Here is a 25,948-nt window from a genome sequence, read left to right as displayed (position 1 = left end):
GGGACAGCCGACCGAGGACCGGGTGGCCACAACGGCGAGGTCCCTCCCCCGTCACTTTGCCGGGAGAGGGACCTCGTCAAACACGTGGCCGGTCAGGCGCTCAGGGGCGGGTCCGCCGACGGGCGCCACCGCGACGCGACCGGCGACGGCCGCCACCGCCCTCGGTGCTTTCCTCGTCGCCCTCAGCGTCGGCGAGCGCGTCCGGGTCGTCCGCCGCGGCCAACCGAGCCGACTCACCCTGCTGAGCGTCGGAGATCGCCGGTGCGGCGGCGGTCTCCGACTCGTAGCGGGACAGGTCGTAGCCCATGGTGTCCTGGTAGTCGGCGTCCGGCTCAGCAGTGGTGTCGGTGTCGACGACCTCGACAGCGGTCCGCTCGGCCGCGGCCGGGGCGTTCTTGCGCGCCCGGCGACGGGACGAGGGGGCACCCTGCTCGGCCGCCGGGGCGGGAGCCACCGCTGAGGCGACCGCCTTGACCTTCTCCCCCGCACCGGCGGGACGCGGCTTCTCCGGCACCGGCTCGGTGTGGATGATGACGCCCCGGCCCTTGCAGCACTCGCAGGTCTCGCTGAACGCCTCCAGCAGGCCCGCGCCGATCCGCTTACGAGTCATCTGCACCAGGCCGAGCGACGTGATCTCGGTGACCTGGTGCTTGGTGCGGTCCCGGCCCAGGCACTCAGTGAGTCGGCGCAGCACCAGCTCACGGTTCGACTCCAGCACCATGTCGATGAAGTCGATCACCACGATGCCGCCGATGTCCCGCAGCCGGAGCTGACGGACGATCTCCTCCGCCGCCTCCAGGTTGTTACGGGTGACGGTCTCCTCCAGGTTGCCCCCGGAGCCGGTGTACTTGCCGGTGTTGACGTCGACGACAGTCATCGCCTCGGTACGGTCGATCACCAGCGAGCCGCCGGAGGGCAGGAAGACCTTGCGGTCCAGGCCCTTGATGATCTGCTCGTCGATCCGGTACTCGGCGAAGACGTCGCTCGTGCCGACGTGCCGGCGCACCCGGTCGACCAGGTCCGGGGAGACGTGCGACAGGTACGACTCGACCATGTCGTACGACTGCTCGCCCTCGATCACCAGCTCGCGGAAGTCTTCGTTGAACAGGTCCCGGACCACCCGTATGACCAGGTCGGGCTCCCCGTAGAGCAGCACCGGAGCGCCACCCTCGGCAGCCTTGGCCTGGATGTCCTCCCACTGCGCCTGGAGCCGCTTGACGTCGCGGGCCAACTCGTCCTCGGTGGCGCCCTCGGCTGCCGTCCGGACGATCACGCCCGCGCCGTCCGGGACCAGCTTCTTGAGCACGTCCCGCAGTCGCTTGCGCTCGTTGTCCGGCAGCTTGCGGCTGATCCCGGAGGCGTTGCCGTTGGGCACGTAGACCAGGTGCCGGCCCGAGAGCGCGATGTGGCTGGTCAGCCGTGCGCCCTTGTGCCCGATCGGGTCCTTGGTGACCTGGACCAGCACCGAGTCGCCGGAGCGCAGCGCCTGCTCGATCGAGCGGGCCCGCCCCTCCAACCCGGAGGTGTCCCAGTTGACCTCGCCGGCGTACAGCACGGCGTTACGGCCCCGGCCGACGTCGACGAACGCGGCCTCCATGCTCGGCAGCACGTTCTGCACCTTGCCGAGGTACACGTTGCCGGCCATCGTCCCGGAGGAATTGCGGGTGACGTAGTGCTCGACCAGCACGCCGTCCTCCAGGACGGCGATCTGGGTGCGGTCACCGCGCTGGCGGACCGCCATCACCCGGTCGACGGCCTCGCGGCGCGCCAGGAACTCCGACTCGCTGAGGATCGGCGGGCGGGTACGGCGCTGCTCCCGACCGTCCCGGCGGCGCTGGCGCTTGGCCTCCAGCCGGGTCGAGCCGGACACACCCTGCACCTCGTCGACGGTCCGACGCGGCTCGCGGATCTTCACCACGGTCGGCACGCCGTCGTCCGCCGCACCCTCGGTGTCGCCGGCGCCACGACGGCGGCGGCGACGACGACGACGGGTCAGACCGTCCCCGCCCTCGGACTCCTCGTCCTCGTCGCCCTCGGCTTCGACCTCGGCGGTCTCTTCCTCGTCGGCCTGCGCCGCCTCCTCGGACTCCTCGTCCTCGGCGTCGTCGGCGCCGCCCTTGCCCCGGCCACGGCCCCGGCGACCACGTCGGCGGCGGCGGCGCGCGGCGGCGCTGTCCTCGTCATCCTCATCCGCCTCGGCGGCCTCGTCGGCCTCGTCGGTCGGCTCCTCTTCGGCCTCGACGGCCTCGATCGGCTCCACCGGCTCGGCCTCACGGCGACCACGCCGACGGCGGCGGGACGGCTCGGCGGCTTCCTCGACGGCCGGCTCCTCGGTCGCCGCGGCGGGCTCCACCGGGCGGGTCACCGGCACGGCGTCCGGCTGGGGTGCCATGAACAGCACTGTGGGCGCGGAGAGCGCAGCGCGCCGACGACGGGTACGCGGCTGCTCCGGCTCGATCTCGGCCGGCTCGTTCGGCTCATCCGTCACACCGGAGACGGCCACACCCGGTGGCACCTCGCCGGAGCGGTCCTGCGCACCGCTGCTCCAGGCCAGCTCGGCAGCGGACGTGCTCGGGAGGGCCGGGGAGTCGTTCAACTCGGCCTCGGCCTCGCGCAGGTCGGACTCCGCCGGTTCCTCGGTGACGACCGGCTCCTCGACGACCGGCTCCTCGACCGCGGGCTGCTCGTCGGCCGCGGCCGGCTGCTCGACGGCGGGCGGCTCCTCGACGGCCGCCGGCGTGGCCTTCTTGCGCCGGGTACGGGTCACCTTGACCGGCGGCACCACCTCGGCCGAGGCCGCCTCCGCAGCGGCGGCGACCAGCGGCTCCTCGGCTGTCGTCTCGACGGGGGTGGCCTTGCGGCGACGCCGGGGGGTCTTCGGTGCGACGTCCAGGTCGCCGGAGATCGGGGCGAAGACCTCCGCCTGCGGCGACTCGACGTTGCCGGCGCCACCGGTGGGCGCCTCGATCGGGGCGTCGGTCTGCTCCGGCTGGTTGAGCGGAGCGGCCCGACGACGGGTCGTCCGGGTGCGCCGCACCGGCGCGGCGGGTTCGGCGGCCTCAGCGGAAGCGCTCTCCGCCGGTTCCACCGAGGCCGAACCGACAGCCGTGGTGGGGGTCTCGACGGCGCCGCCGTCGGCCGTGGTGCTCTGGTCGGCGCTTGCACCGGCCGGCTGTGAACCGGCCCGTTCGCCGCCCTCGGGCTCGTTCTCGAGCATGGACGTTCTCCAGTTCTGGCTAGCCCGGGCGCGGGTGAGCGCTGCCACGCAGGGTCGCCGCAAAAGTGTTTCCGCCGGGCGCGCGTGGTGCGCGACCGCCGAAGTCTGCCTGCCAGAACACCGACCGTCGGTCAGTGCCCAACGATGGCTGCCCCGTCGCGGTCCGCATCCAACGGATCCACGATCGCACCCTGCGCGGTCAACGTGCCCTGAGCCAGCCGTGTCACCCTCGGCGAAACCGGCGGCTCCAGGTCGGCCACCACGCGGAGGCCGGAAAGGACGTCATCGGGCCGTACGGACGGGGTGACCTGCCGCACGACCAGTTCGAGTATCGCACACGGTACGGCCGGCGCCCCGGAAGGCGTCGGCGTCGGCAGTTGGACATCGATCGACATCACGGCGGCTCGGGCGTCGAAAGTACGTCGACCCTGCTTGGTCATCCGCTCGACCAGCACCTCGTCGGCCGCGACGAAGGCGTCCACGGCGTCGCGCAGCACCGCCGTGTCGACCTCAGGCAACTCGATGTGCCAGTGCGACGCCTCAATCCGGTCCGGCAGGTTGCCCCCTTCGGCGATCACGGCGTCCAGGACGTCCAGCCCCGGCGAGAGCGCGGCGTCCAACGCGGCGCGCAACGCCTCCGGGTCGACCGCCGCCTGAAGGGCGATTTCCAGGTACTCCGCCTCGCTCGCCACCCCGGTCGGGGCGGCGCTGGCGTAGGAGATCTTCGGGTGCGGGTGGAAACCCTGGGAGAAGGCGACCGGCACAGCCGCCCGCCGTAGCGCGCGCTCGAACGCCCGGGCGAAGTCCCGGTGCGAGGTGAATCGCAGCGGCCCGCGCTTGGCGTACCGGATGCGGACGCGCTGGACGACCGGTGCCTGGCCGCCCTCGGGTTGAGGCTTCTTGGCGATCGTGGGCTCCTCGGGTGTACCTGCGTGTCCGCCCATCCTGGCGCAGGGCTCGTGACGGTACGCAGCCGGGGCGGCCGAAACCGCAGTGACGGACGGGCACAAACCGGTCGCGACGGCCGTGACCCCCCGCCGGGAAAGTCGGTGGCCGGCCGGCGACCGCGGAGGTCACCGGCCGGCCACCATGATCGGGACCGGTTACCGCTCCGACGGCGGCGCGGGCGGCGACCCGCCCGGAGGCGGACCGTAGCCGGAGGGCGGGGGCGGGGTGTAGCCCGAGGGTGGGGCGTAGCCGGAAGGCGGCGCGTACCCGGCAGGAGGGGCGTAACCGGGTGGGTTCGGGTAGCCCGGCGGTGGGGCGTAACCCGCGTCAGGTGGGGGGTACGCGCCCTGGGCCACCCGGTCGAGCACCTCGTCCGGGATGTCGGCGGCCCGGGCCGCCTCCCGCCGGTACCGACGACGGTTCCAGATGAGGAAGACCACCAGACCCAGCAGCAACACCAGCACCACGGCGATGCCGATGCCGACCACCATGACCTGCTGGTCGGTGGGGCCACCGCGATCGCCGTGCTGGGTGACGTCGAACTCCTCGTCCGCACCCTCGGCACGGCCCGGGCCCGGGTCGGTCGCCGCGACGGCCGGGTCGAGCAGCGGATTGGCGGTGACCGGTGGCACGTTCGCGGTCAGCGCCCGCGTCGGGTCGATCACCCCGAAGCCGTACTGCGGGTCCCGCCCGGACGCACCGGCGTCCCGCGCGGTCCGGATGATCCGGTTGATCACGTTGGGAGCGCTGAGATCCGGATATTTCGACCGGATCAACGCGGCGAGACCGGAGACGATCGCGCTCGAGTCGGAGGTCCCGTCGCCCCAGCCGTAGCCCCCCTCGTTGGCGACGTTGTAGATCCCGTCGCCCGGAGCGGCGACCACCGCCTCCGGTCCCTGGACCGAACCGGACCAGAACGCGCCGCCCCTGGTCGTCCCGGTCACCGCGATGACACCGGGGGTGTTGGCGGGCTTGCCCACTGTGGTGCGGCCCTGGGCGGTGTTACCAGCGGAGGCGACCAGGACGACGTCATGGTCCAACGCGTACTGGATTGCGCTCGTCTGCACGGGATTGGCGAAGCCGGGGCCACCAATGGACATGTTGATCACTTTGGCCCCGCCGTCGACGGCCATCCGGATGCCCCGGGCAATCCCGGCGTCGGTGTAGAAGCCGTCCTCCCTGCGCATCTTGATGGGCAGGATCTTCGCGCCGGGGGCGATGCCGTCCACCCCGTCGCCGCTGGGTTTCGCCGCGATGATGCCGGCCATGTGAGTGCCGTGCCCGTCCTCGTCGGCCCGGCCGTCTCCGGAGGCGCCGTAGCTGCGTCCACCGGGAAGCACCTGACCTCGCAGGTCCGGGTGGCTGGCCTCGACGCCAGTGTCGATCACGGCCACGACCACGCCCCGCCCGGTCGAGATCTTGTGCACCTGGTCGATCCGGAGCTCGTCCAGATACCACTGCTCGGCCCGACGGGGAGCGGCGGCCGCCGGCTGAGCGGCCCCCACCACCAGGAACCCCGCCAACAGACAGGCGACTACCGGCCGGAGGCCTCCGACGTTCACCCTCATCCGTCCATCCTCATCGAAGGACACCCGGGGACGCCCCGTCACCAGGGCCCCACGGATCGTCATCCTCAGTCAACCACGACGAGTGCTCGGAGCCGGTGCCGCCACCGTGCCCGGCACCACCCGCGCCGCCCATCATGCCGCCGCCCATCATTCCGGCACCGCCGACGCCGGCACCACGCGCGCCGCCCGCCATCCCGGCGCCGCCGGCGGCCTGGGCGGTGCGCAACGCGTTCGCCGCGCTCGTCATCGGCGGCAGTTTTCCGTTGCCGCCACCCACCATGCCGGGGATGCCGCCCACGCCGATCCCGGCACCGCCGCCCAGGCCACCGCCGGCACCGCCGCCGATCCCGCCGGCCGAGCCGACGCCGGCACCGCCGCCGAAACCACCGCCGGCGCCACCGAGACCGGCGCTGCCGACCCCGCCGCCGCCGATGCCACCACCCAATCCACCGACGCCGCCCGGGGTGGCGCCAGCCAGACCACTGCTGTAGCCAGCGTCGCCGTCCGCGTAGCCTGGCAAGCCGGAGCCCGTCGACGGGGGTGTGAACTGACCCGTGCCGCCGGTGGGCGAGCCCTCGCCAAGCCCACCGGGCTTGGTCGGGTTGAACGGGTCGACGGTGGACGTCGGACCGCCCGTGTCACCGATGCCCGGCGGCCTGCTGCCGATCGTGGGGCCGCCACCACCGATGTCGGGCTTCCCGCCGAATTCGCCACCACTGATGTCGGGCCGCCCCGAGGGCGGGACCCGGGGGTCCCGACGAAGATCGTCCTCTATGACCACTTTTTCCGGGCTGTTGACGGTGAGCTTGGGGCGCTCCGTATAGACGGCCTGGGGCAGCGGTGCCATCGCCGTGTTCGCAGCGTTCTGATTGTCCCGGTACCAGTTGTCCAGGTGGGCTCCGGTGTCCCACCAGCCGCCCCGCTTCTGGTCACCGGCCTGGCCGTCGACCTTCATCGTCGCTTCCAGGTCGTCGGCCTTGTCCCGGAACGCGCCGTCGGCGTACGAGCCGGGGTTGCTCTGGTAGTCCTTGCGCAGCGCGGCGAGGAACCCCGACGAGCTCTCGCCGTCGCGGGCATCGTCGAGCTCGGTGCCGTTGGGCAGGCTCCACTCGTTGAAGCCGAAGTCGTCCATCAGCGGAATCGGGATCGTGGAGACCGACTTGCGGATGTCGCCCTCGATCCGCGTCAACGCGCCACTGACGTTGGTCGCGTCGGTGATGAGATCCTCGATCTGCTTGCCTATCTTGCCCAGGTGCTCGCGGTACGCGTCACCACCGCCGCCCTTCCAACCGGCGAGCATCCCGGGCAGCCCGCCGACGTGCGGGCGCTCCTGGCCGGTCGCGATCGGGCCGACGAACGAGCGACCGACGAGCGCGTCCCGCAGCTGTTGCAGGCCGCTGGAGAGGTTGCTCCAGCCCGCTCCGACCGATCCGACCGTTTCCGGGTCCGCGGAGAGCGTCACCTCACGGACGCACCGCTCCCAGGTTCCTCCAGCCATGACGTCCCCCTCAGGCCGTGTACGGGTAGGTGGGCGCGCCGCTGGCAGTGGGCGGCGGGGCCGCCGACTCCAGCAGCCGCTCGATCTCCTTGCCGTTGGCGCCGTTGCGCGCCTCGGTGTCGCGGAACGCCTTGGCGATCTCCTCGGTGCCTTCCTTGAGCGCGGCGAGCTTCTGGGAGAGGGCGTTGAGGTGCGCTTCCATGTTCACCGTTGACGCCTCCAGGGCCCGCCACTGCATGACGGCGTCCTCGTACGCGCCGAACGGCGTGCCGCCGGGGACGGCCTGGGCGTTGTTGCTGTCGCCCTTCATCCGCGTCTTGATGCGTTCCATCTCGTACTTGATGGTGTCGTCGATGTACTGCCGGAGCCGCTCGACGTATGTGGCGGCGGCGTCCAGGTCCTCGACGCTGACGTGCAGATCGCCGATGCTCGGCGGCGGGATGCTACCCATGCGATTCCTCCCCCGTCCCCGACCCGCCGGGTCGGTCCATGTCAGACGCAGCGTATCGAGTCTGACCTAGTCGAGGCAGCCCCAGCCACCAGCACGTGGTACAGATGACGGCCGATCTCGTGGACGGTTCGGCGCGGGCCACCGGACGGGCCGAGCCCGAACAACGCCAACGGGCCCGCGAGACGCGGACCCGTTGGGCGACATGTCGGATGTGGAGGGTGGCGGGTCAGCGCCAGCCGGCGCTACCTCACTGCGGCGCGGTCAGGGGTGCGAGTGCGAGTGACCCGACGGGACCTTCATGCCGTTGCCGCCCAGCGGGGTGAGCGGCAGCAGCTTCTTACCGGTGGGGCCGATCTGGATCTCGGTGTCCATCGATGGGCAGACGCCGCAGTCGAAGCAGGGCGTCCACCGGCAGTCGTCCTGCTCGAACTCGCTGAACGCGTCCTGCCAGTCCTGCCAGAGCCAGTCCTTGTCGAGGCCCGAGTCGAGGTGGTCCCAGGGCAGGACCTCCAGCTCGTCGCGCTGACGGGTGGTGTACCAGTCGAGGTCCACCCCGAACGCGGGCAGCGTCTCGGCCGCAGCCTGCACCCAGCGCTGGTACGAGAAGTGCTCGCTCCACCCGTCGAACCGGCCGCCGTTCTCCCAGACCTTGCGGATGACCGAGCCGACCCGGCGGTCACCCCGGGAGAGCAGCCCTTCGATGAGCGACGGCTCGCCGTCGTGGTAGCGGTAGCCGATGGCCCGGCCCAGCGAACGGTCCGCGTTGATGGCCTGCTTGAGGATCTTGAGCCGATGGTCGATGACCTCCGGACGGTCCATCGCGGCCCACTGGAACGGGGTGTGCGGCTTCGGCACGAACCCGCCGATGGAGACCGTGCAGCGGATGTCCTTGGAGCCGGTCGCGGCCCGGCCGGCCCTGATCACCTCGTGGGCCATCTCGGCGATCTCGAGGACGTCCTCGTCGGTCTCGGTGGGCAGGCCGCACATGAAGTAGAGCTTCACCTGCCGCCACCCGTTGGTGTACGCGGTGACGACCGTACGGATCAGGTCTTCCTTCGACACCATCTTGTTGATGACCTTGCGGATCCGCTCCGACCCGCCCTCCGGGGCGAAGGTCAGGCCGGTACGCCGCCCGTTGCGGGACAGCTCCTGCGCGAGGTCGATGTTGAAGGCGTCCACCCGGGTCGAGGGCAGCGACAGCGAGACGTTCGTGCCCTCGTACTGCTGGGCGAGGCCCGAGCACATGTCGCCGATCTCGGAGTGGTCCGCCGAGGAGAGCGACAGCAGGCCGACCTCGGAGAAGCCGGAGAACTCCAGGCCCTCACGGACCATCTGCGCGACAGTGGTGATCGACCGCTCCCGAACCGGACGGGTGATCATCCCGGCCTGGCAGAACCGGCAACCCCTGGTGCAACCCCGGAAGATCTCCACCGCGTACCGCTCGTGCACCGTCTCGGCCAACGGCACGAGGGGCTTCTTCGGGTACGGCCAGGCGTCCAGGTCCATCGTCGTGCGCTTGTGCACCCGGAACGGCACGTCCGCCCGGTTCGGTACGACCCGCTGGATCCGGCCGTCCGGCAGGTAGTCGACGTCGTAGAAGCGCGGCACGTAGACGCTCTCGGTGCGGGCCAGCCGCAGCAGCAGCTCGTCGCGGCCGCCCGGCGAGCCCTCAGCCTTCCACTCCCGGACGATCGCGGTGATCTCCAGGACCGCCTCCTCGCCGTCGCCCAGCACCGCGGCGTCGATGAAGTCGGCGATCGGCTCCGGGTTGAACGCGGCGTGCCCGCCGGCCACGATCACCGGGTCGGCGTCGGTGCGGTCGGCGGCCAGCAGCGGGATGCCGGCCAGGTCGATCGCGGTGAGCATGTTCGTGTAACCCAGCTCGGTGGAGAAGGAGATGCCGAACACGTCGAACCCGCGCACCGACCGGTGCGCGTCGACGGTGAACTGCGGCACGCCGTGCGTGCGCATCAGCGTCTCCAGGTCCGGCCAGACCGCGTACGTCCGCTCGGCGAGGGTGTCGGGCAGCTCGTTGAGCACCTCGTAGAGGATCTGCACGCCCTGGTTGGGCAGACCCACCTCGTAGGCGTCGGGATACATCAGCGCCCAACGCACGGTCGCCGCGTCCCAGTCCTTCGTCACCGCACCCAACTCGCCCCCGACGTACTGGATGGGCTTGGAGATCTGGGGCAGCAGCGGCTCGAGCTGGGGCCAGACCGACGGCTCCGAGCCGACGCGCGGCGTCGGACGGGCCGAGCTGGAGTCGTCGCGAGAGTTGGTCGCGGCCGCGTGCGGGCTCGTGGACGGGGCACTCATGATGCCCAAGGGTACGCGTTCGTCCGCCGCCGATCGCGCGCACGCCCGATCGGCGGGGGTGGCGGCGCGGTACTAACCTCGGTTCGGCGCGAGAGGAGATTGCCGCGATGCCGGAGACCCAGCCGGGAGCACAGCCGGCCGACGGGAGCACCCCGGGCGCGGAGCCGGAGCGGGACCGGACGGTCGCCGACGAGCCGACCTCCCCACCCGTACCCCCGGAGCAGCCGGAACCCTCGGACCAGCCGGACCCCTCGGACCAGCCGGACCCCTCGGACCAGCCAGAACCCTCGGACCACTCGGACCAGCCAGAACCGCCGGACCAGCCGGACCAACCGGAGCCTGCCCCGACCGCGGAGGTCCCGGCCTCGGAGGTCCCGGCGCCCAGGTGGAGTGGTTCGGCCCCGGTTCCACCCCCGCTGCCCCGCCGAGCGGCCTGGGGCGAGTCGGCCGAGCCGACCCCTCTCCCGCCGGTGGCCGCCGGGCCGCCGGAGGACCAGACCCCGGTCGACCCGTGGGCCGGCGTGGACACCGGCGGCTGGGACCTGCCCTCCGCCGAACTGCCCCCGCTGCCGCCCACGATGTCGTATCCGACGCCGCCGGACACCCGGCAGTGGTCCGGGCCGCCCGCTCCCCCGGCCTCGTCGGGGAACACCCGGCAGTGGTCCGGGCCGCCCGTTCCCCCGGCCTCGTCGCACCCGGTGCCGCCGCCGGCCGCCCCGGGCGCAACCCGGGCCATCGGACCCATGGTGCCGGCCCGGCCGATGTCGCCACCCGCACCACCCGCGCCGCCGAAGGTGCCGAAGCAGCGCCGGGGTCGGCGATCCACCACGCCACCGCCATCACCGCCGCCCGGGTGGCAGGCCCCCAAGGGGTACGTGCCGGTTCCGGTCCGCCGACGACGCCGCTGGCCGTGGCTGCTGCTGCTCACCCTGGCCTGCTGTTGTGGCTGCCCCGCCTACTACGGGTTCCCGATCTCGGCCCAGTACCCGGCGCGCGCGGCCCTGCCCGTGCAGGTGGACGACCTCAGCCTGCGACAGGACAGCCGCAGCACCGAGGCGGCCCAGAAGTTGGAGAGCGAGGTACGCAAGGAGAACTGGCTGGCCGAGGACACGTTCGCCGGCGTCTACGCCACGACGAGCGGCAAGCGGGTGACGGTCTTCGGCGGCACCGGTTTCCGGCTGACCCCGGAGTCGGACGCGGAGGCCGAGATCAGCCGGCTCACCGATCGGTACGCGTTGGGTGCCCCGGAGAGCGTGGACACCGGGGTACGGGGCCGGCACGAACGGTGCGCGGTGGGTAGCGCCGACGGTGGCGCCGTGGTCGTATGCACGTCGGTCGACCACGGCAGCATCGCCACCGGGGTGTTCACCCGACTCTCCGTCGCCGACAGTTCCGACCTGTTGGGGACCCTGCGCGCCCAGATCGTCCAACCCGAGCGGGGCTGATGCCGCACCCTGGCCCCGGCCGGGGTGCGGCCGGCGGGGTCAGGCGTCGCGGGTCGGGTCCGGGTGGGCGCGCGGCGGGGCGTAGCGGGGCACGTACTCCTGGCCGGTGAGCTTCTGGATCTCGCTCATCAGCTCGTCGGTCATCTGCCGCAGCGAGGCGCGGTCGTCCGGTCGGCCGGTGAAGTCCAGCGGCTTGCCGAATCGAACCGTGATCTTGGCAGTGCCCGGCCGGGGCACCCGAGCGCCGATCGGCTGCGCCTTGTCCGTGCCGATCATGCCGACCGGGATGATCGGCACGCCGGCCGAGATCGCCAGCCGGGCCGCGCCGGTCCGCCCCCGGTAGAGCTTGCCGTCCGGCGAGCGGGTGCCCTCCGGGTAGACCACCACCAGGTCACCGCCCTTGAGCGCCGGGATCGCCGCGTCGAACGCGGACAGCGCCGCCCGGCCGCCGGCCCGCTCGACCGGGATCGCACCCAGGCCGGTGAGGACGAACTTGGAGATCGCACCCTTGACGCCGGTGCCGTTGAAATATTCCGACTTGGCCCAGAAAGCCAGGTGCCGGGGCACGACCGTGCCGAGGAACAACTCGTCGGCCACCGAGAGGTGGTTGCCGGCGAAGATCGCGCCGCCGGTCTCCGGCACGTGTTCCAGACCCTCCACGGTCGGGCGGAACGCCACCCGCAGCGTGGGGCCCACGGTCAGCTTGCCGATGGTGTAGAGCAGCGGCACTGGTCCTCCGGCAGATGAAATGCGAGCAGGCGGTGTCACGGTAGCGGACGCCTCCACACCTCCCGGACGGAGGTGGTGAGGCGCCCGCACCCTGGCGATGGTCCGTTATACCCGGCGGACGACCACCGTTACCCGCTCACCATCGCCGACCTCGCCGGCGAAGCCCTCCAGCCCCTCGACGAAGTCGACCGAGTCGGCCAGCACCTCCGCGGAGACGAAGTCGACGTACGCCGACACCGCCGCTCGTACCTCGTCGGACGCCGACACCGACACCACGATCCGGTCCGAGACGTCCAGGTCGGCGTCACGGCGGGCCTGCTGCACCACCCGCACCACGTCGCGGGCCAGCCCCTCGGCGGCCAGTTCCGGTGTGACGTCGGTGTCCAGCACCACCACTCCCTCGCCGCCGGGCAGCGGCGCGGAGTGCTCGGCGTCGGCGGCGACCAGGCGCAACTCGTACTCGCCCTCGGCGAGGGTGACGCCGGCGGCCACCGGGGCGCCGTCGACCAGCTCCCACTCGCCCGCCTTGACCGCCTTGATCACCTGCTGCACCTGCTTGCCGACGCGTGGGCCGAGCGCCCGGGGAACCACAGTCAACACCTGCTCGCAGTACGCGGACAGCTCCGCGCTGAACTCCACGGTCTTCACGTTGACCTCGTCGGCGACCAGGTCGGCGAACGGCCGCAGCTGCTCCGCGGCCGGCGAGGCCACTGTCAGCGTCGACAGCGGCAGTCGCACCCGCAGCCCCTTGGCCTTGCGCAGCGACAGCGCCGCCGAGGCGACCGCCCGAACGTTGTCCATCGCGCGGACCAGATCGTGGTCGGCCGGGAACTCCTCCGCCGAGGGCCAGTCGGTCAGGTGCACCGAACGCTCCCCGGTCAGGCCACGCCAGATCTCCTCCGCGGTCAGCGGCGCGAGCGGCGCCACCACGCGACAGAGCGTCTCCAGCACCGTCGACAGGGTGTCGAAGGCGTTGGCGTCACCGGACCAGAACCGGTCCCGGGACCGGCGCACGTACCAGTTGGTCAGCGCGTCAAGGTAGGACCGGACGGTGGCGCAGGCACCGGAGATGTCGTACGCGTCCATCTGCGCGCCGACAGTGGACACCAGCTCGTTCGTCTTCGCCAGCACGTACCGGTCGAGCAGATGGGTGGAGTCGGTACGTCGCCGGGCCTGATACCCGTCGGCGTTGGCGTAGAGCGTGAAGAAGTAGTACACGTTCCACAGCGGCAGCAGCACCTGCCGGACGGCGTCGCGGATGCCCGCCTCGGTGACCGCCATGTCCCCACCGCGCAGCACCGGCGAGGACATCAGCATCCAGCGCATCGCGTCCGAGCCGTACGCGTCGAAGACGTGGTAGACGTCCGGGTAGTTGCGCAGGCTCTTGGACATCTTGCGCCCGTCCGAGCCGAGCAGGATCCCGTGGCTCAGGCAGTTACGGAACGCCGGCCGGTCGAACAGCGCGGTGGCCAGCACGTGCATCGTGTAGAACCAACCACGGGTCTGCCCGATGTACTCGACGATGAAGTCACCCGGGTAGTGGTGCTCGAACCAGTCGGCGTTCTCGAACGGGTAGTGCACCTGGGCGAACGGCATCGACCCGGACTCGAACCAGCAGTCCAGCACCTCCGGCACCCGGCGCATCATCGACTGCCCGGTCGGGTCGTCGGGGTTGGGGCGGACCAGGTCGTCGACCGCCGGCCGGTGCAGGTCGGTCAGGCGTACGCCGAAGTCCCGCTCGATGTCGGCCAGCGAACCGTAGACGTCCAGGCGCGGATAGTTCGGGTCGTCGGACTTCCACGCCGGGATCGGCGAGCCCCAGAACCGGTTCCGGCTGATCGACCAGTCCCGGGCGTTGGCCAGCCACTTGCCGAACGAGCCGTCCTTGATGTGGCCGGGCGTCCAGTTGATCTCCTGGTTCAGCTCGACCATCCGGTCCCGGAACTGCGTCACCGCGACGAACCACGACGACACCGCCTTGTAGACCAGCGGGGTGTCGCAACGCCAGCAGTGCGGGTACGAGTGGGTGTAGGTGTCCTGCCTGAGCACCACCCCCCGGTCCTTCAGCTCCCGGATCACCGGCTTGTTGACGTCGAAGACCTGCTCACCCTGGTACGGCGGGACCAGCGCGGTGAACCGGGTGTGGTCGTCGACAGTGACGATGGTGGGGATGCCGGCGGCGTTGCAGACGTTCTGGTCGTCCTCACCGAAGGCCGGGGCCAGGTGCACGATCCCGGTGCCGTCCTCGGTGGTGACGAACTCCGCGCCGAGCACCTGGTAGGCGTTCTCCCCGGCCTGCTCGACGAGGAAGTCGAACAGCGGCGTGTAGCGGCGTCCGACCAGGTCCCGGCCGTACACCGAGCCGACCTGCTCGTAGCCCTCCAGCTCCTTGGCGTACGCGGCCAGCCTCGCCGCCCCCACCAGGTAGCGGTCGCCACTGCGCTCGCTGTCGGGGGAACCCCGGTGTTCGAGCACCGCGTACTCGATGTCGGGCCCGACGGCGAGCGCCAGGTTCGACGGCAGGGTCCACGGCGTGGTGGTCCAGACGCCCAGCTTGACCGGCCCGCGCAGCAGCTCGGGTGCGGACTCGTCGGCGGTCAGCTCGAACCACACCGACAGGGTGGGGTCGTGCCGGTCCCGGTAGACGTCGTCCATCCGGGTCTCGGTGTTCGACAGCGGCGTCTCACAGCGCCAGCAGTACGCCAGCACCCGGAAGCCCTCGTAGATCAGACCCTTGTCGTGCAGGGTCTTGAAGGCCCACATGACGCTTTCCATGTAGTCCAGGTCGAGGGTCTTGTAGTCGTTGGTGAAGTCGACCCAGCGGGCCTGCCGGTTGATGTACCGCTCCCAGTCCTGGGTGAACTCCAGCACCGAGGTACGGCAGGCCTCGTTGAACCGGTCCACGCCCAGGTCGATGATCTCCGCCTTGCTGGTGATGCCGAGCTGCTTTTCGGCCACCACCTCGGCGGGCAGGCCGTGACAGTCCCAGCCGAAACGCCGCTCGACGTGCCGGCCCCGCATGGTCTGGTAGCGCGGCACCACGTCCTTGACGTAGCCGGTGAAGAGGTGACCGTAGTGCGGCAGGCCGTTGGCGAACGGCGGGCCGTCGTAGAAGACGTACTCGTTCTTGCCGTCGGTGCCGGCGGGGCGGGCCTCGATGCTGGCCTCGAAGGTCTTGTCAGCCGTCCAGTGCTCCAGCACGCGGCGCTCGACCGCGGGCAGGTCCGGGCTCGCCGGAACACCGGCGGCGGTCGCGTCGTGCAACGGATAGGCCATCGGGGGTCGCTCTCCTCATGCAGCTCACTCAACGTGGGTCTGCGAGGACGAACCTCCGGGTACGCCTGGAACGGCGCTCCCGGGTGGCCCGCGGTACCACCCCGCTTGGCGGTCAGGATCGACCGCCCGCTCATTGTCGGCTGTGACGGGCCGCACCCGTCCGGTTCTACTGGGCCGGTTGCCCGGCTGTTCTTCCGGAGGCTCACCGGTGATGGCCGGGTCATCGCCTTTCGGGGTCCAACGATACTCGACCCGCCGACCGCCCCGCCGCCGAGTGAACGCCCGCGCCGGCACCCTAGGCTGACCGGGTGATCCGGATCGAGTTGGACGAGCCGACGCTGCTCCGGACCCGGATCGCCACCAGCCCGCTCTGGGAGGTGCTGACCAGTCTGTTACTGCTGCACCGCAATCCGGTTGAGGCGCCCTGGCCGTACACCGCCTGGGCGCGGCACGCACGGCGGGTGCTCGACGACGTGCCGGCGACCGCACCGGCCCGGCTGCTGACCATCGGCCTACCCGCACCGGACTTCCTCAGCCCGATCCCCACGTTGGCCGCGCCGACCCTGGCCGACCAGCTCGCCGAGCTGCGCGCGACGCCGGCCGAGGTGATCGCCGAGCAGATCCCCCACTACTACCACCCGGACGACCTGCCGGAGTGGCTCCGCCCGTTCGTCACTGACCGGCGGGCCGCCCTGGACCGGCTCGCCGACGGCATCCAGGCGTACTGGGACGCGGCCATAGCGCCGTGGTGGCCGGCGATGCAGGCGGCGCTGGACGAGGAGGTGCTGCATCGGGCCCGGGCGCTCGCCGCGTACGGCCCGGACGCGCTCCTGGAGAACCTGCACGAACGGGTGCGCTGGAACAAGCCGGTGCTGACCCTGGTGAAGCCGTCGGAGCAGCAGTTCACGGCGGTGAACCAGCGACTGCTGCTTCTCCCCTTGATCTTCTCGGAGGGGGCACTCGTCTGCGCCACCGACCATCCGGAGATCATCGCCGTCTCCTACCAGGCGCGCGGGGCGGCAGTGCTCGCCGAGGGTGGGCCGGTCTCGGCGGCCCGGACGACACCGGCCACGGACCGGCTGGCGGTGCTGGTCGGTCGGGGTCGCGCCCAGGTGCTGCGGGCGCTGGCGAGGCCAGCCACCACCGCGGGCCTCGCGGCCACGTTGGGGCTGGCTCCGAGCACCGTGTCGGAGCAGCTCTCCGCGCTGCTGGCCGCCGGCGTGGTACACCGGCGCCGGGTGGGCCGGCGGGTGTTGTACGGCCTGGAACCGGCCGGTCTGGCACTGGTGCAGCTCGTCGGTGACGAGCCGACGAGCGCCTCGGCCTGAGCATTCGGCTCGATCCGAATCCGTTTCCCACCCGTACCCGTCACTTCTAGCCTGCTGATCACGAGCGTCGGAAGGTCCGGGCAGACCGCGGCGTCGACCTGACGGTCGGCAACGGGGAGCTGTTCGGCCTGCCGGGGCCAGACGGCGCTGGCAGGCCCCATCCCCGACCCAGCCCCCGTTGATCATGGAGTTGTTGCCTCGCTCGACGGCGTGTCGTGGCAACAACTCCATGATCGACCGGGGGTCGGGGACGGCCCGCCGATCCAGGCTTCTCCATTGAGATGAGCGGGATCACAGCCCTGGTTGTCACGACCCGCCCGGCCCGGCCGTCGTAACGGTGTCGGACCGATCAGGAGGTAGTCGTGCAACGGATGAACCCGGCCGAGGTCGCGCCGCAGGCGTACAAGGCCGTCTTGGGGTTGGAGAAGTACGTTCAGACGAACGTCGACCGCACAGTGCTGGAGCTGGTGAAACTGCGGGCGTCGATGATCAACGGGTGCGCGTACTGCGTGGACATGCACAGCCGGGACGCGCTCGCCGGCGGCGAGTCGAGCCGCCGGCTGTTCGCGGTAGCCGCCTGGCGGGAGGCTCCCTTCTTCGACGAGCGGGAGCGGGCCGCGCTGGCCCTCACCGACGCGGTCACCCGGCTCGGCGAGCACGGGGTGCCGGACGAGGTGTGGGATGACGCCGCAAAGGTCTGGTCGGAGAAGGAACTGGCCGACCTCGTCATCGCGATTGCCACAATCAACGTGTGGAATCGGATCGGGGTGACGATGCGGCTGGAGCCTCCAGCCCAGGCGTGACAACCGAGGCGGCAGCGGAGGCGGCCGGTGCGCTCGAGGCGCACCGGCCGATGCTGCTCGGTCTCGCGTACCGCCTGCTCGGCAGCCGGCACGACGCGGAGGACGTGCTCCAGGAGGCGTACCTGCGCTGGCTCGGTGTGGACCGGGCCCGGGTCGAGGAGCCACGCCGGTACCTGTCCAGGGTGGTCAGCCGGTTGGCACTGGACCGGCTGCGCGCGCGGCAGGCGGCCCGCGAGACGTACGTCGGGACGTGGCTGCCCGAGCCGGTGCCGACCGCGCCCTCGCCGTTCGGGCCGTTGGACCGGGTGGAGCTACGCGACTCGCTCTCCACCGCGTTGCTGCACGTCCTGGAGCGGCTCACCCCGCCGGAGCGGGCGGTGTACGTCCTGCACACGGCCTTCGACCTGCCGTACGCGGAGATCGCCGAGATACTGGAGCGGTCCGTCGCCGGCTGTCGGCAGCTGTACCACCGGGCGACCGCGCGGGTACGGCAGGAGCAGCGTCGGTTCACCGCCAGCCGCCCGGAGCGGGAGCGGCTGCTGGACGCGTTCCTCGCCGCGGCCCGCGACGGTGACCTGGCGAGGCTCACCGACCTGGTGGCCGCCGACGCCACCGCCTGGAACGACGGCGGCGGTCGGGTGCGGGCCGCCCTCAACCCGGTCAGCGGCGCCGACCGGATCGCCCGGTTCTACGCCGGGGTCTACGGCCCGCGTCACCGAGTGGCGATGGATCCGGTGGAGCTCAACGGGGAACCGGCGATGCTGATCACCCGCGCCGACGGCAGTCGGTACACGCTGACCATCGCCGCGGCCGACGGACGGATCACCGGGATCTACGTGGTCGGCAACCCGGCGAAGGTGCCGGCGGTCGGCTGAAGCCGGATGTCGTCGGTCGACCCCGGGCCGGTGGGCGTCAGCCCAGCTCGGGGAACCAGAGCGCGATCTCGCGCTTGGCGCTGTCAGTCGAGTCGGAGGCGTGCACCAGGTTCTCCCGGTTGGACAGCGACAGGTCACCCCGGATGGTGCCGGCGGCGGCCTTGCGTCCGTCGGTGGCGCCGACCAGCCCGCGGACCACGTCGATGACCTGGTCGCCGGAGAGCACCAGGGCGACCAGCGGGCCGCCGGTCATGAAGTCCTTCAGCGGCGGGTAGAACGCCTTGTCGACGTGCTCGGCGTAGTGCTCGTCGGCCAGCGCGGCATCCATCGTCCGGTGCGCCATCGCGTCGATCCGCAGCCCCTTGCGCTCGAAGCGGGAGAGGACCTCGCCGACCAGGCCGCGGCGGACCGCGTCGGGCTTGATCAGAACGAGGCTGCGCTCATCCGGGCTGTTGGTGGACACGCTGGGTTCCTCCTGTACGCGATGAACGCTTGGGATCGGTACGGTCAGCCTAGCGACCCGGTCCCGACACCGGCGCGGCGGCCGGTCTTTCCCCCGGTGGCCGATCCGGCCTAGCCTGGTCCTGACCCCGGGAGGTCCACTGTGGCGAATGGCGGGAACCGACCCATCGCGCCGGTACGCAAGCTGATCGGCGCGGTGCTGGGCACCGTTGCCACGTTCGTCGTCCTGTTCGGGCTCGGCATGACGAGTTGGGCCATCGTGGCTCTGGGGGTCGCCCTGCTGGTGCTGGCGATCGCGCTGGCGACCGTACGCGGCGGCGGTCGCACGTGGGTCGTCGGCGTCGGGCACGTGCACAGCGCCTCCGAACCACCCACCCAGTACGCGTTCGGCCGCTGCGAACTGCAACTGGTGATCGACGCCCCTGGTCTGCCGCCGCGGTCCAAGAAGATCATTGAGCCGAGGGTGCCGGTCTCCAAGTGGCCGTCGCTGGGCCAGACCCTGCCGATCCGGGTCGCGTTGGACGACCAGCGGCACGTCAAGGTCCTCTGGGACGAGGTGCTCACCCATGCCGAGACCGCCGCTGCCGTCGCCGATCTTCCGCCGGAGTTCGCCGACGCGGAGCCGGTGGACGAGCTGTTGATCCAGCAGGACGCGCCGCCGTGGGCCGACCGCGCACCCGACGACGACTTCCGCGACCCGGTCGGTGACCCGTTCCGGGACCCGGCCGGTGACCCGTTCCGCGACCCGCTCGGTGACCCGCTGCGCACCGACCCTTCGCGCGACGACCTCCGGCGCGACGAGCCGGGCGTCGTGCCCGAGGAACGCGAGCCCGTGGTGATGCACCAGAGCCCGGGTGGCCCTGTGGTGTTGGAGGGCGTGGTCGTCGAGCCGCAGGCCGGTGGGCTGCCCCGACGGGCAACCACTCCGGCGCCGCGCCCGCCCGCCGAAGAGCGCTTCGACGAGCCCGCCGCCGACCGGTTCGACGCTTCGCAGGCGAGCGGCGCGAGTGCCCCGCCCGCCGAGGACCCCGTCGACCCGCCCAGCGCGCAGCGCTTCGACCCGCCGCCCGCGCAGCGCTCCGGCCCGGGCACTCCCGACCCGCTGGACCCACTCGATCTTCCGCTGGACGATCCCTCACCGGCTGGGGCCGCACGCACGACAGTGACCGACGAGGAACTGGACCAGGCGATCTTCGGGTTCGACGCCGGCTCGGGCACGGACCCGGCCGCACCGATCAGCGGGGTGGGCCTCACCCTGCTGGTCACCGACCTTCAGCGGTCGCTCAACTTCTACCGCGACGTGCTCGGCTTCAGCGAGGTCGACCAGGGTGCCCACAACGCCGTCCTGGCGTCCGGGGCGACCCGGATCGTCCTGCGCGAGGTGACCGGGGCGGCGCCCATCAGCCGCCGGCTCGTGCACGTCAACCTTGAGGTGAGCGACATCGAGGCGGCGTACGAGCGGTTGCGCGAGTCGGGCGTCCGCTTCACGTACGCGCCCCGGGTGGTCAACCGGGGCACCAAGCTGGAGGGGTGGGCGGCGGCCTTCCGCGACCCGGATGGCCACGGCGTCGCGCTCACCCAGTGGCGCGAACGCGCCGACGCCTGACCCGGCCCGCCTAGCGCCGGCCGGGTCCGCCGTCAGCCGAGAATGACGCGGCGGACGTGCAACGCGTACGCCCAGACCAGGGCGAAGATGATGCCCAGCCCGAGCAGTGACCAGTGCAGCAGACCGCCCAGCAACAGCAGCCCCTGGAGCACGGTGCCGGCGTTCCAGGCCCACTGCCGACGCATCATGCCGGCGAGCACCACGGCGGCCACCGCCAGTGCCACCACCGCACCGATCGCGGCACCGCCGAGGTCACCGCCGACCACCCGGATCGGCTGGATCGCCAGCAACAGCACCAGCGCCTCCAGGCTGAGCGTGCCAGCACCGAGACCGCGTACCGCCCGCTCCGGGTTGCGCAACCCGGAGCGTCGCGGCTGCCCGGCCGTGGGTTCCTCCCCCACCGGCTGCCCGACCGGCGGGCCGGTCGGGTCCTCGGTGGGGTGCGGGTCCCGCTCCGGGCTGGTCATCGCTTCAGCAGCCGGCGCGCGTCGGCGACCGTCACCACGGACCCGGTGACCAGCACCCCGACCCCGCTCAGCTCACCGGGGACGTCCTCCTCGGCCAACGCCACCGCCAACTCGATGGCGTCCGGCATCTCCTCGGCCGAGTCCACCCGCTCATCGCCGAAGATCTCCTCGGCCAGCGCCGCGAGTTCCTCCACCGGCATCGCCCGTGGCGAGCTGTTGCGGGTGACCACCACCTGGTCGACCACCGGCTCCAACAGCTCCAACAACGCCTCGGCGTCCTTGTCGGCCAGTACGCCGATGACGGCCACCAGCTTGCTGAACGCGAACTCCTCCTGGAGCGCGGTGACGGTGGCCTTCATGCCGTGCGGGTTGTGCGCACCGTCCAGCAGGATGGTCGGGGCGTTACGGACCCGCTCCAACCGACCCGGGGAGCTGGTTGAGGCGAAGCCCTCGCGGACCGCCTCGATGTCCAGCTGACGTCGAGCCCCGGCGCCCAGGAACGCCTCCACGGCGGCAAGCGCCATGGCCGCGTTCTGCGCCTGGTGGGCACCGTGCAGCGGAATGAACACGTCGTCGTAGACGCCACCCAGCCCCTGGAGGGTGAGCACCTGACCGCCGACCGCGACCGCCCGACCCAGCACGCCGAACTCACCGCCCTCCCGGGCGATGGTGGCCCCGACCTCGGCGCACCGGTCGAGGAGGGGACCGGCGGCCTCCTCCTCCTGGGCCGCCGAGATCACGGTGGCCCCCGGGTGGATGATGCCGGCCTTCGCCAGCGCGATGTCCTGGATCGTGTCACCGAGCCACTCGGTGTGGTCCAGCCCGATCGGGGTGATCACACAGACCCCGGCCTGGAGGACGTTCGTGGCGTCCTCCGCCCCGCCGAGGCCAACCTCGACCACCGCGATGTCGACCGGCGCGTCGGCGAAGGTGGCGAACGCCAGCGCGGTGGTCATGTCGAAGTACGTCAGCGGCTCGTCCGACCGCGCGTCGACCAGCTCAGCCAGCGGTTTGATCTCCCGGTACACCGAGGCGAACCGCTCCTCGCTGACCGGCTCCCCGTCCAGGCTGATCCGCTCCCGGACGGTCTCCAGGTGCGGGCTGGTGTACCGCCCGGTGTGCAGGCCGTGCGCCCGCAACAGCGAGTCGATCATCCGCGCGGTTGAGGTCTTGCCGTTGGTGCCGGTCAGGTGGATCGCCGGGTACGCCCGCTGCGGGCTGCCGAGCAGGTCGAGCAGCGACTCGATCCGGTCCAGCTCGAAGACCATGCGGGTGAAGCCACGGGCGTTCAGCTCGGCCTCGACGGCGGCGAATTCGGTACGGTCGGTCACGAGGGCAGTGTCTCCAGAGCAGCGTCGATCCGGACCAGGTCGGCCTCGGCGGTGGCGAGCCGGCCGCGAATCTTCGCGACCACCGGCTCGGGGGCCTTGCCGATGAAGGCAGGGTTGTCGAGCTTCGCCCGGGCCTGCGCGACCTCCTTCTCGGCTGCCGCGCGGTCCTTCGTCAGCCGGGCCCGCTCGGCCGCCACGTCGATCGACCCCCGGGTGTCCAACGCGACACCGACCGCGCCGGGCATGGCCAACGTGGCGCTGGCCTGGAAGTCGTCACCGGCCGGATCCAACCGGACCAGCGAGCGGATCAGCGGCTCGTGGGCAGCGATACCCGCGCCGGACAGCCCGTCCAGTCGGGCAGCCACCCGCTGCGTGGGGCGCAGCCCCTGGTCGGAACGGAACCGGCGGATCTCGGTGACCACCCGCTGAACGCCGACCAGCTCGGCCTCGGCGGCGTCGTCGACCAGCGACCGGTCGGCCACCGGCCAGGCGGCCGCCTGCACCGTCTCGCCGCCGGTCAACGCGAGCCACAGCTCCTCGGTGACGAACGGAATGACCGGGTGCAGCAGCCGCAGCAGCTGGTCGAGCACGTGCCCGAGCACCCGACGGCTGGCCTCCGCGCGCTCACCGCCCTCGGCGAGCACCGGCTTGCTCAGCTCGACGTACCAGTCGCAGACGTCGTCCCAGGCGAAGTGGTAGAGCAGGTCGCACACCTTGGCGAACTCGTACGCCTCGAACTGCTCGTCGACCTCGGCGGTGACGTGCGCCAACCGGGACAGGATCCACCGGTCGACGGTGGAGAGCTGCTCGGTGGGGGGCAGGTCACCAGTGGTGTGCGCGCCGTTCATCAGGGCGAACCGGGTGGCGTTCCAGAGCTTGTTGCAGAAGTTGCGGGAGCCCTGGCACCACTCCTCGCTGACCGGGACGTCCTGGCCGGGGTTCGCGCCCCGCGCCAGGGTGAACCGGGTGGCGTCGGCGCCGTACCGGTCGATCCAGTCCAATGGGTCGACCACGTTGCCGAACGACTTCGACATCTTCTTGCCGAACTGGTCGCGCACCATGCCGTGCAGCGCTACCACGTCGAAGGGCGGGCGGCCGTCCATCGCGTAGAGGCCGAACATCATCATCCGGGCGACCCAGAAGAACAGGATGTCGTACCCGGTCACCAGCACGCTGGTCGGGTAGAACTTCGCCAGGTCCGGGGTCTGCTCGGGCCAGCCCAGGGTGGAGAACGGCCACAGGCCGCTGGAGAACCAGGTGTCCAGGACGTCCTCGTCCTGGTGCCAGCCCTCGCCGGCTGGCGGCGCCTCGTCGGGGCCGACGCAGACGATCTCACCCGCCGGGCCGTACCAGACCGGGATGCGGTGCCCCCACCACAGCTGCCGGGAGATGCACCAGTCGTGCATGTTGTCGACCCAGGCGAAGTAGCGCTTGGCCAGCTCGGCCGGCTCGATGCGGACCCGGCCGTCACGCACCGCGTCACCCGCGGCCTGGGCCAGCGGGGCGGTGTTGACGAACCACTGCAGCGACAGCCGCGGCTCGACGGTGGTCTTGCACCGTGAGCAGTGCCCGACCGCGTGCACGTACGGACGCTTCTCGGCGACGATCCGGCCCTGCTCCCGCAGCGCTGCCACGATCGCCGGCCGCGCCTCGAACCGGTCCAACCCCTCGAACGGGCCGGGCACGGTGATCACGCCGCGCTCGTCCATCACTGTCAGCGCGGGCAGGTCGTGCCGCTGGCCGATCTCGAAGTCGTTCGGGTCGTGGGCCGGCGTCACCTTCACCATGCCGGTGCCGAAGGACGGGTCGACGTGCGCGTCGGCGACGATCGGGATCCGGCGACCGGTCAACGGCAGCTCGACCTCGGTGCCGATCAGGTGCTGGTAGCGCTCGTCGTCGGGGTGCACCGCCACGGCGGTGTCGCCGAGCATCGTCTCGGCCCGGGTGGTGGCCACCACGACCTCGTCGCTGTAGCGGATCGAGATCAGCTCGCCGTCGTCGTCGGTGTGCTCGACCTCGATGTCGGAGAGCGCCGTGAGGCAGCGCGGACACCAGTTGATGATCCGGTTGGCCCGGTAGATCAGACCGTCGTCGAAGAGCTTCTTGAAGATCGTCTGGACGGCGCGGGTCAGCCCCTCGTCCATGGTGAAGCGCTCGCGGTCCCAGTCGACGGAGTCGCCGAGGCGACGCATCTGGCCGAGGATGGCGCCACCGGACTCGGCCTTCCACTGCCAGACCCGCTCGACGAACTTCTCGCGACCGAGATCGTGCCGGGACAGCCCTTCGGCGGCGAGCTGACGCTCGACCAGGTTCTGGGTGGCGATGCCGGCGTGGTCCATGCCCGGCAGCCACAGCGCCTCGAAGCCCTGCATCCGCTTACGCCGGGTCAACGCGTCCATCAGCGTGTGCTCGAACGCGTGGCCCATGTGCAGCGAGCCGGTGACGTTCGGCGGCGGGATGACGATGGTGAATGGGGGCTTGTCGCTGTCGGCGGAGGCCCGGAAGTGCCCGCCGGCTACCCACTGCTCGTACCGTCGCTGCTCTACCTCACCGGGCTGGTACTGGCCGGCAAGGGTCGGGGCGTCGGGGCGTTGGGCATCCAGTCTCTCGGTCACCGGACAAGTCTACGGAGGGCTTCCGCAGACCTGACGTGCGCCACCTGCCGTTCGCGTACGGTGTCGGCTATGTCCGACGCACATCTCACCGAGCGGTCGCGCGACGGCGGCCGCGAGCCGGTCGAGCTCACCGAAGAGCCGATCCAGCTGAGCACCCGGGACTCCGGAGGCGACCCCGACGAGCGGTCCAGCGGTTGGTCACGCCGACGCAAGATCGGTTGGACGGTCGCGCTGGTGGTCGGTCTCGCCGGTGCCGGCGTTCTTGGTGTCGGTGGGTGGCGGGTGGCGCAGCAGAAGGACACCCAACTGGCCTCACCCGATCGGGTGGCGGGTCTGACTCGCGACGACAGCGAGCGGGCGAAGAGCACGGCCGACTATCTCCGCAGCGGCCTGGCGGCGAACATCGAACTGGACCGCAGTTTCGGCACCGTCTACCGCGACCCGGCCGACGACAAGCGCTCAGTGCTCATCTTCGGGGGCACCACCCTGCTCTGGCAGCCGGAACGGGACCTGGACAGCCTCTTCCGCCTGATGTCGGACGAGACCGGTGCGGTGAACGGTCTGCGGGAGCTGCCCGCGGGTGACTTCGGCGGGGTCCTGAAGTGTGGCAGCACCAGCGGCGAGGGCGGGGACTTCGCGGTGTGCGGCTGGGCCGACCACGGCAGCGTGGTCATGGCGATGTTCCCGGGCCGGTCGGTCAGCGACGCCGGCGGCCTGCTGCGCAACCTCCGCGCCGGCATGCAGACCCGAAACTGAGCGAGTACGCGGGCTGCCCCGCCGGCCGCAAGATCGTGCAACATCCTGGATGTAGTGGTCTCCACACACCGCGAAACCACTACAACCAGGATCGAGCGTGACCTTGACGGGTCTCCGGGTTCAGGGACCCTGATGACCCCCGGAAAAAAGGGGGAGACGCAGAGAAGCCCACCCCGAATCGGGGTGGGCTTCTCTGGAAGATTGTCCGGCGGCGTCCTACTCTCCCACACCCTCACGAGTGCAGTACCATCGGCGCT

Annotated in this window: 18 protein-coding genes; 6 read left to right on the top strand and 12 right to left on the bottom strand. The window is 71.4% G+C overall.

Annotated elements, in window-relative coordinates; genetic code table 11:
* Positions 1-100: 100 nt before the first annotated feature.
* The 6 genes from ACLQ3F_RS27895 to ACLQ3F_RS27870 all read right to left on the bottom strand — a co-directional run bounded on the left by ACLQ3F_RS27895 (position 101) and on the right by ACLQ3F_RS27870 (position 9,998).
* Positions 101-3,217 carry an Rne/Rng family ribonuclease gene (locus ACLQ3F_RS27895; protein WP_425852416.1) on the bottom strand — a complete coding sequence of 1,039 codons (3,117 nt, stop codon included), beginning with the start codon at positions 3,215-3,217 and terminating at the stop codon, positions 101-103.
* Positions 3,218-3,348: 131 nt separating this feature from the next.
* Positions 3,349-4,161 carry a TIGR03936 family radical SAM-associated protein gene (locus ACLQ3F_RS27890; RefSeq protein WP_357195368.1) on the bottom strand — a complete coding sequence of 271 codons (813 nt, stop codon included), beginning with the start codon at positions 4,159-4,161 and terminating at the stop codon, positions 3,349-3,351.
* Between the two features lie 159 nt (positions 4,162-4,320).
* A complete protein-coding gene (mycP, locus tag ACLQ3F_RS27885; RefSeq protein ID WP_425852414.1) occupies positions 4,321-5,733 on the bottom strand; it encodes a type VII secretion-associated serine protease mycosin in 1,413 nt (470 codons plus the stop codon).
* Between the two features lie 10 nt (positions 5,734-5,743).
* Positions 5,744-7,231 (bottom strand): hypothetical protein, encoded by a 1,488-nt coding sequence (locus tag ACLQ3F_RS27880; RefSeq protein ID WP_425852412.1) that lies wholly within the window; start codon positions 7,229-7,231, stop codon positions 5,744-5,746.
* A 10-nt stretch (positions 7,232-7,241) separates the two neighbouring features.
* Entirely contained in the window at positions 7,242-7,682 is a 441-nt protein-coding gene (locus ACLQ3F_RS27875) for a hypothetical protein (protein ID WP_357195360.1), read from the bottom strand.
* Between the two features lie 261 nt (positions 7,683-7,943).
* Positions 7,944-9,998, bottom strand: a complete 2,055-nt coding sequence (locus ACLQ3F_RS27870; RefSeq protein WP_357195358.1) for a TIGR03960 family B12-binding radical SAM protein — start codon at positions 9,996-9,998, stop codon at positions 7,944-7,946.
* 107 nt (positions 9,999-10,105) lie between these two features.
* Here ACLQ3F_RS27870 and ACLQ3F_RS27865 point away from each other — a divergent pair, with 107 nt between their 5' ends.
* Complete coding sequence (locus ACLQ3F_RS27865) at positions 10,106-11,443, top strand: hypothetical protein (RefSeq protein WP_425852411.1); 1,338 nt, start codon at positions 10,106-10,108, stop codon at positions 11,441-11,443.
* A 39-nt stretch (positions 11,444-11,482) separates the two neighbouring features.
* Here the strand turns inward: ACLQ3F_RS27865 and ACLQ3F_RS27860 are convergent, their stop codons facing one another.
* Positions 11,483-12,172 carry a lysophospholipid acyltransferase family protein gene (locus tag ACLQ3F_RS27860; protein WP_355009324.1) on the bottom strand — a complete coding sequence of 230 codons (690 nt, stop codon included), beginning with the start codon at positions 12,170-12,172 and terminating at the stop codon, positions 11,483-11,485.
* Positions 12,173-12,277: 105 nt separating this feature from the next.
* The gene (ileS, locus tag ACLQ3F_RS27855; RefSeq protein WP_425852409.1) at positions 12,278-15,448 is read right to left on the bottom strand and encodes an isoleucine--tRNA ligase; all 3,171 of its coding nucleotides are present in this window, start codon (positions 15,446-15,448) and stop codon (positions 12,278-12,280) included.
* A gap of 308 nt (positions 15,449-15,756) precedes the next feature.
* On the opposite strand from ileS, the gene ACLQ3F_RS27850 reads away from it, so the two are divergent.
* The 3 genes from ACLQ3F_RS27850 (at position 15,757) to sigJ (ending at position 18,454) form a co-directional block, all read left to right on the top strand.
* On the top strand, positions 15,757-16,776 hold the full coding sequence (locus ACLQ3F_RS27850; RefSeq protein ID WP_425852407.1) for an ArsR family transcriptional regulator: 1,020 nt from the start codon (positions 15,757-15,759) through the stop codon (positions 16,774-16,776).
* 371 nt (positions 16,777-17,147) lie between these two features.
* Complete coding sequence (locus ACLQ3F_RS27845; protein WP_425852597.1) at positions 17,148-17,579, top strand: carboxymuconolactone decarboxylase family protein; 432 nt, start codon at positions 17,148-17,150, stop codon at positions 17,577-17,579.
* On the top strand, positions 17,576-18,454 hold the full coding sequence (gene sigJ, locus ACLQ3F_RS27840; RefSeq protein WP_425852406.1) for an RNA polymerase sigma factor SigJ: 879 nt from the start codon (positions 17,576-17,578) through the stop codon (positions 18,452-18,454). The genes ACLQ3F_RS27845 and sigJ overlap by 4 nt, the downstream gene beginning before the upstream one ends.
* 37 nt (positions 18,455-18,491) lie before the next feature.
* Here sigJ and ndk read toward each other — a convergent pair whose 3' ends face one another.
* Positions 18,492-18,917, bottom strand: coding sequence for a nucleoside-diphosphate kinase (ndk, locus tag ACLQ3F_RS27835; RefSeq protein ID WP_425852404.1), 426 nt, complete (start codon positions 18,915-18,917; stop codon positions 18,492-18,494).
* A 141-nt stretch (positions 18,918-19,058) separates the two neighbouring features.
* Between ndk and ACLQ3F_RS27830 the strand changes: the two genes are divergently transcribed.
* Positions 19,059-20,522: a VOC family protein gene (locus ACLQ3F_RS27830; protein ID WP_425852401.1), complete on the top strand. Its 1,464-nt coding sequence runs from the start codon at positions 19,059-19,061 to the stop codon at positions 20,520-20,522.
* A gap of 32 nt (positions 20,523-20,554) precedes the next feature.
* On the opposite strand, the gene ACLQ3F_RS27825 is transcribed toward ACLQ3F_RS27830, so the two are convergent.
* The 3 genes from ACLQ3F_RS27825 to ACLQ3F_RS27815 are packed head-to-tail and all read right to left on the bottom strand — an operon-like array spanning position 20,555 to position 24,935.
* The gene (locus tag ACLQ3F_RS27825) at positions 20,555-20,989 is read right to left on the bottom strand and encodes a DUF4233 domain-containing protein (RefSeq protein WP_393222814.1); all 435 of its coding nucleotides are present in this window, start codon (positions 20,987-20,989) and stop codon (positions 20,555-20,557) included.
* Entirely contained in the window at positions 20,986-22,320 is a 1,335-nt protein-coding gene (locus ACLQ3F_RS27820) for a bifunctional folylpolyglutamate synthase/dihydrofolate synthase (protein WP_357207471.1), read from the bottom strand. Before ACLQ3F_RS27820 ends, ACLQ3F_RS27825 begins: the two co-directional genes overlap by 4 nt.
* Positions 22,317-24,935, bottom strand: a complete 2,619-nt coding sequence (locus ACLQ3F_RS27815) for a valine--tRNA ligase (protein WP_357207475.1) — start codon at positions 24,933-24,935, stop codon at positions 22,317-22,319. The genes ACLQ3F_RS27820 and ACLQ3F_RS27815 overlap by 4 nt, the downstream gene beginning before the upstream one ends.
* A 69-nt stretch (positions 24,936-25,004) precedes the next feature.
* Here ACLQ3F_RS27815 and ACLQ3F_RS27810 point away from each other — a divergent pair, with 69 nt between their 5' ends.
* Entirely contained in the window at positions 25,005-25,691 is a 687-nt protein-coding gene (locus ACLQ3F_RS27810) for a hypothetical protein (protein ID WP_425852398.1), read from the top strand.
* The last annotated feature ends 257 nt before the right edge of the window (positions 25,692-25,948 follow it).

The sequence above is a fragment of the Micromonospora sp. DT15 genome, from assembly GCF_049841475.1.
Classification (GTDB): Bacteria; Actinomycetota; Actinomycetes; order Mycobacteriales; family Micromonosporaceae; genus Micromonospora.
This window is presented reverse-complemented; position numbering and strand designations above follow the sequence as displayed.

Coding starts and splice junctions, on each gene's coding strand:
- mycP (WP_425852414.1), bottom strand. CDS start 5,733: ATGAGGGTGAACGTCGGAGGCCTCCGGCCGGTAGTCGCCTGTCTGTTG.
- ACLQ3F_RS27880 (WP_425852412.1), bottom strand. CDS start 7,231: ATGGCTGGAGGAACCTGGGAGCGGTGCGTCCGTGAGGTGACGCTCTCC.
- ACLQ3F_RS27845 (WP_425852597.1), top strand. CDS start 17,148: ATGAACCCGGCCGAGGTCGCGCCGCAGGCGTACAAGGCCGTCTTGGGG.
- ACLQ3F_RS27825 (WP_393222814.1), bottom strand. CDS start 20,989: ATGACCAGCCCGGAGCGGGACCCGCACCCCACCGAGGACCCGACCGGC.
- ACLQ3F_RS27870 (WP_357195358.1), bottom strand. CDS start 9,998: ATGAGTGCCCCGTCCACGAGCCCGCACGCGGCCGCGACCAACTCTCGC.
- ACLQ3F_RS27810 (WP_425852398.1), top strand. CDS start 25,005: ATGTCCGACGCACATCTCACCGAGCGGTCGCGCGACGGCGGCCGCGAG.
- ACLQ3F_RS27875 (WP_357195360.1), bottom strand. CDS start 7,682: ATGGGTAGCATCCCGCCGCCGAGCATCGGCGATCTGCACGTCAGCGTC.
- ACLQ3F_RS27895 (WP_425852416.1), bottom strand. CDS start 3,217: ATGCTCGAGAACGAGCCCGAGGGCGGCGAACGGGCCGGTTCACAGCCG.
- ACLQ3F_RS27865 (WP_425852411.1), top strand. CDS start 10,106: ATGCCGGAGACCCAGCCGGGAGCACAGCCGGCCGACGGGAGCACCCCG.
- ACLQ3F_RS27890 (WP_357195368.1), bottom strand. CDS start 4,161: ATGGGCGGACACGCAGGTACACCCGAGGAGCCCACGATCGCCAAGAAG.
- ileS (WP_425852409.1), bottom strand. CDS start 15,448: ATGGCCTATCCGTTGCACGACGCGACCGCCGCCGGTGTTCCGGCGAGC.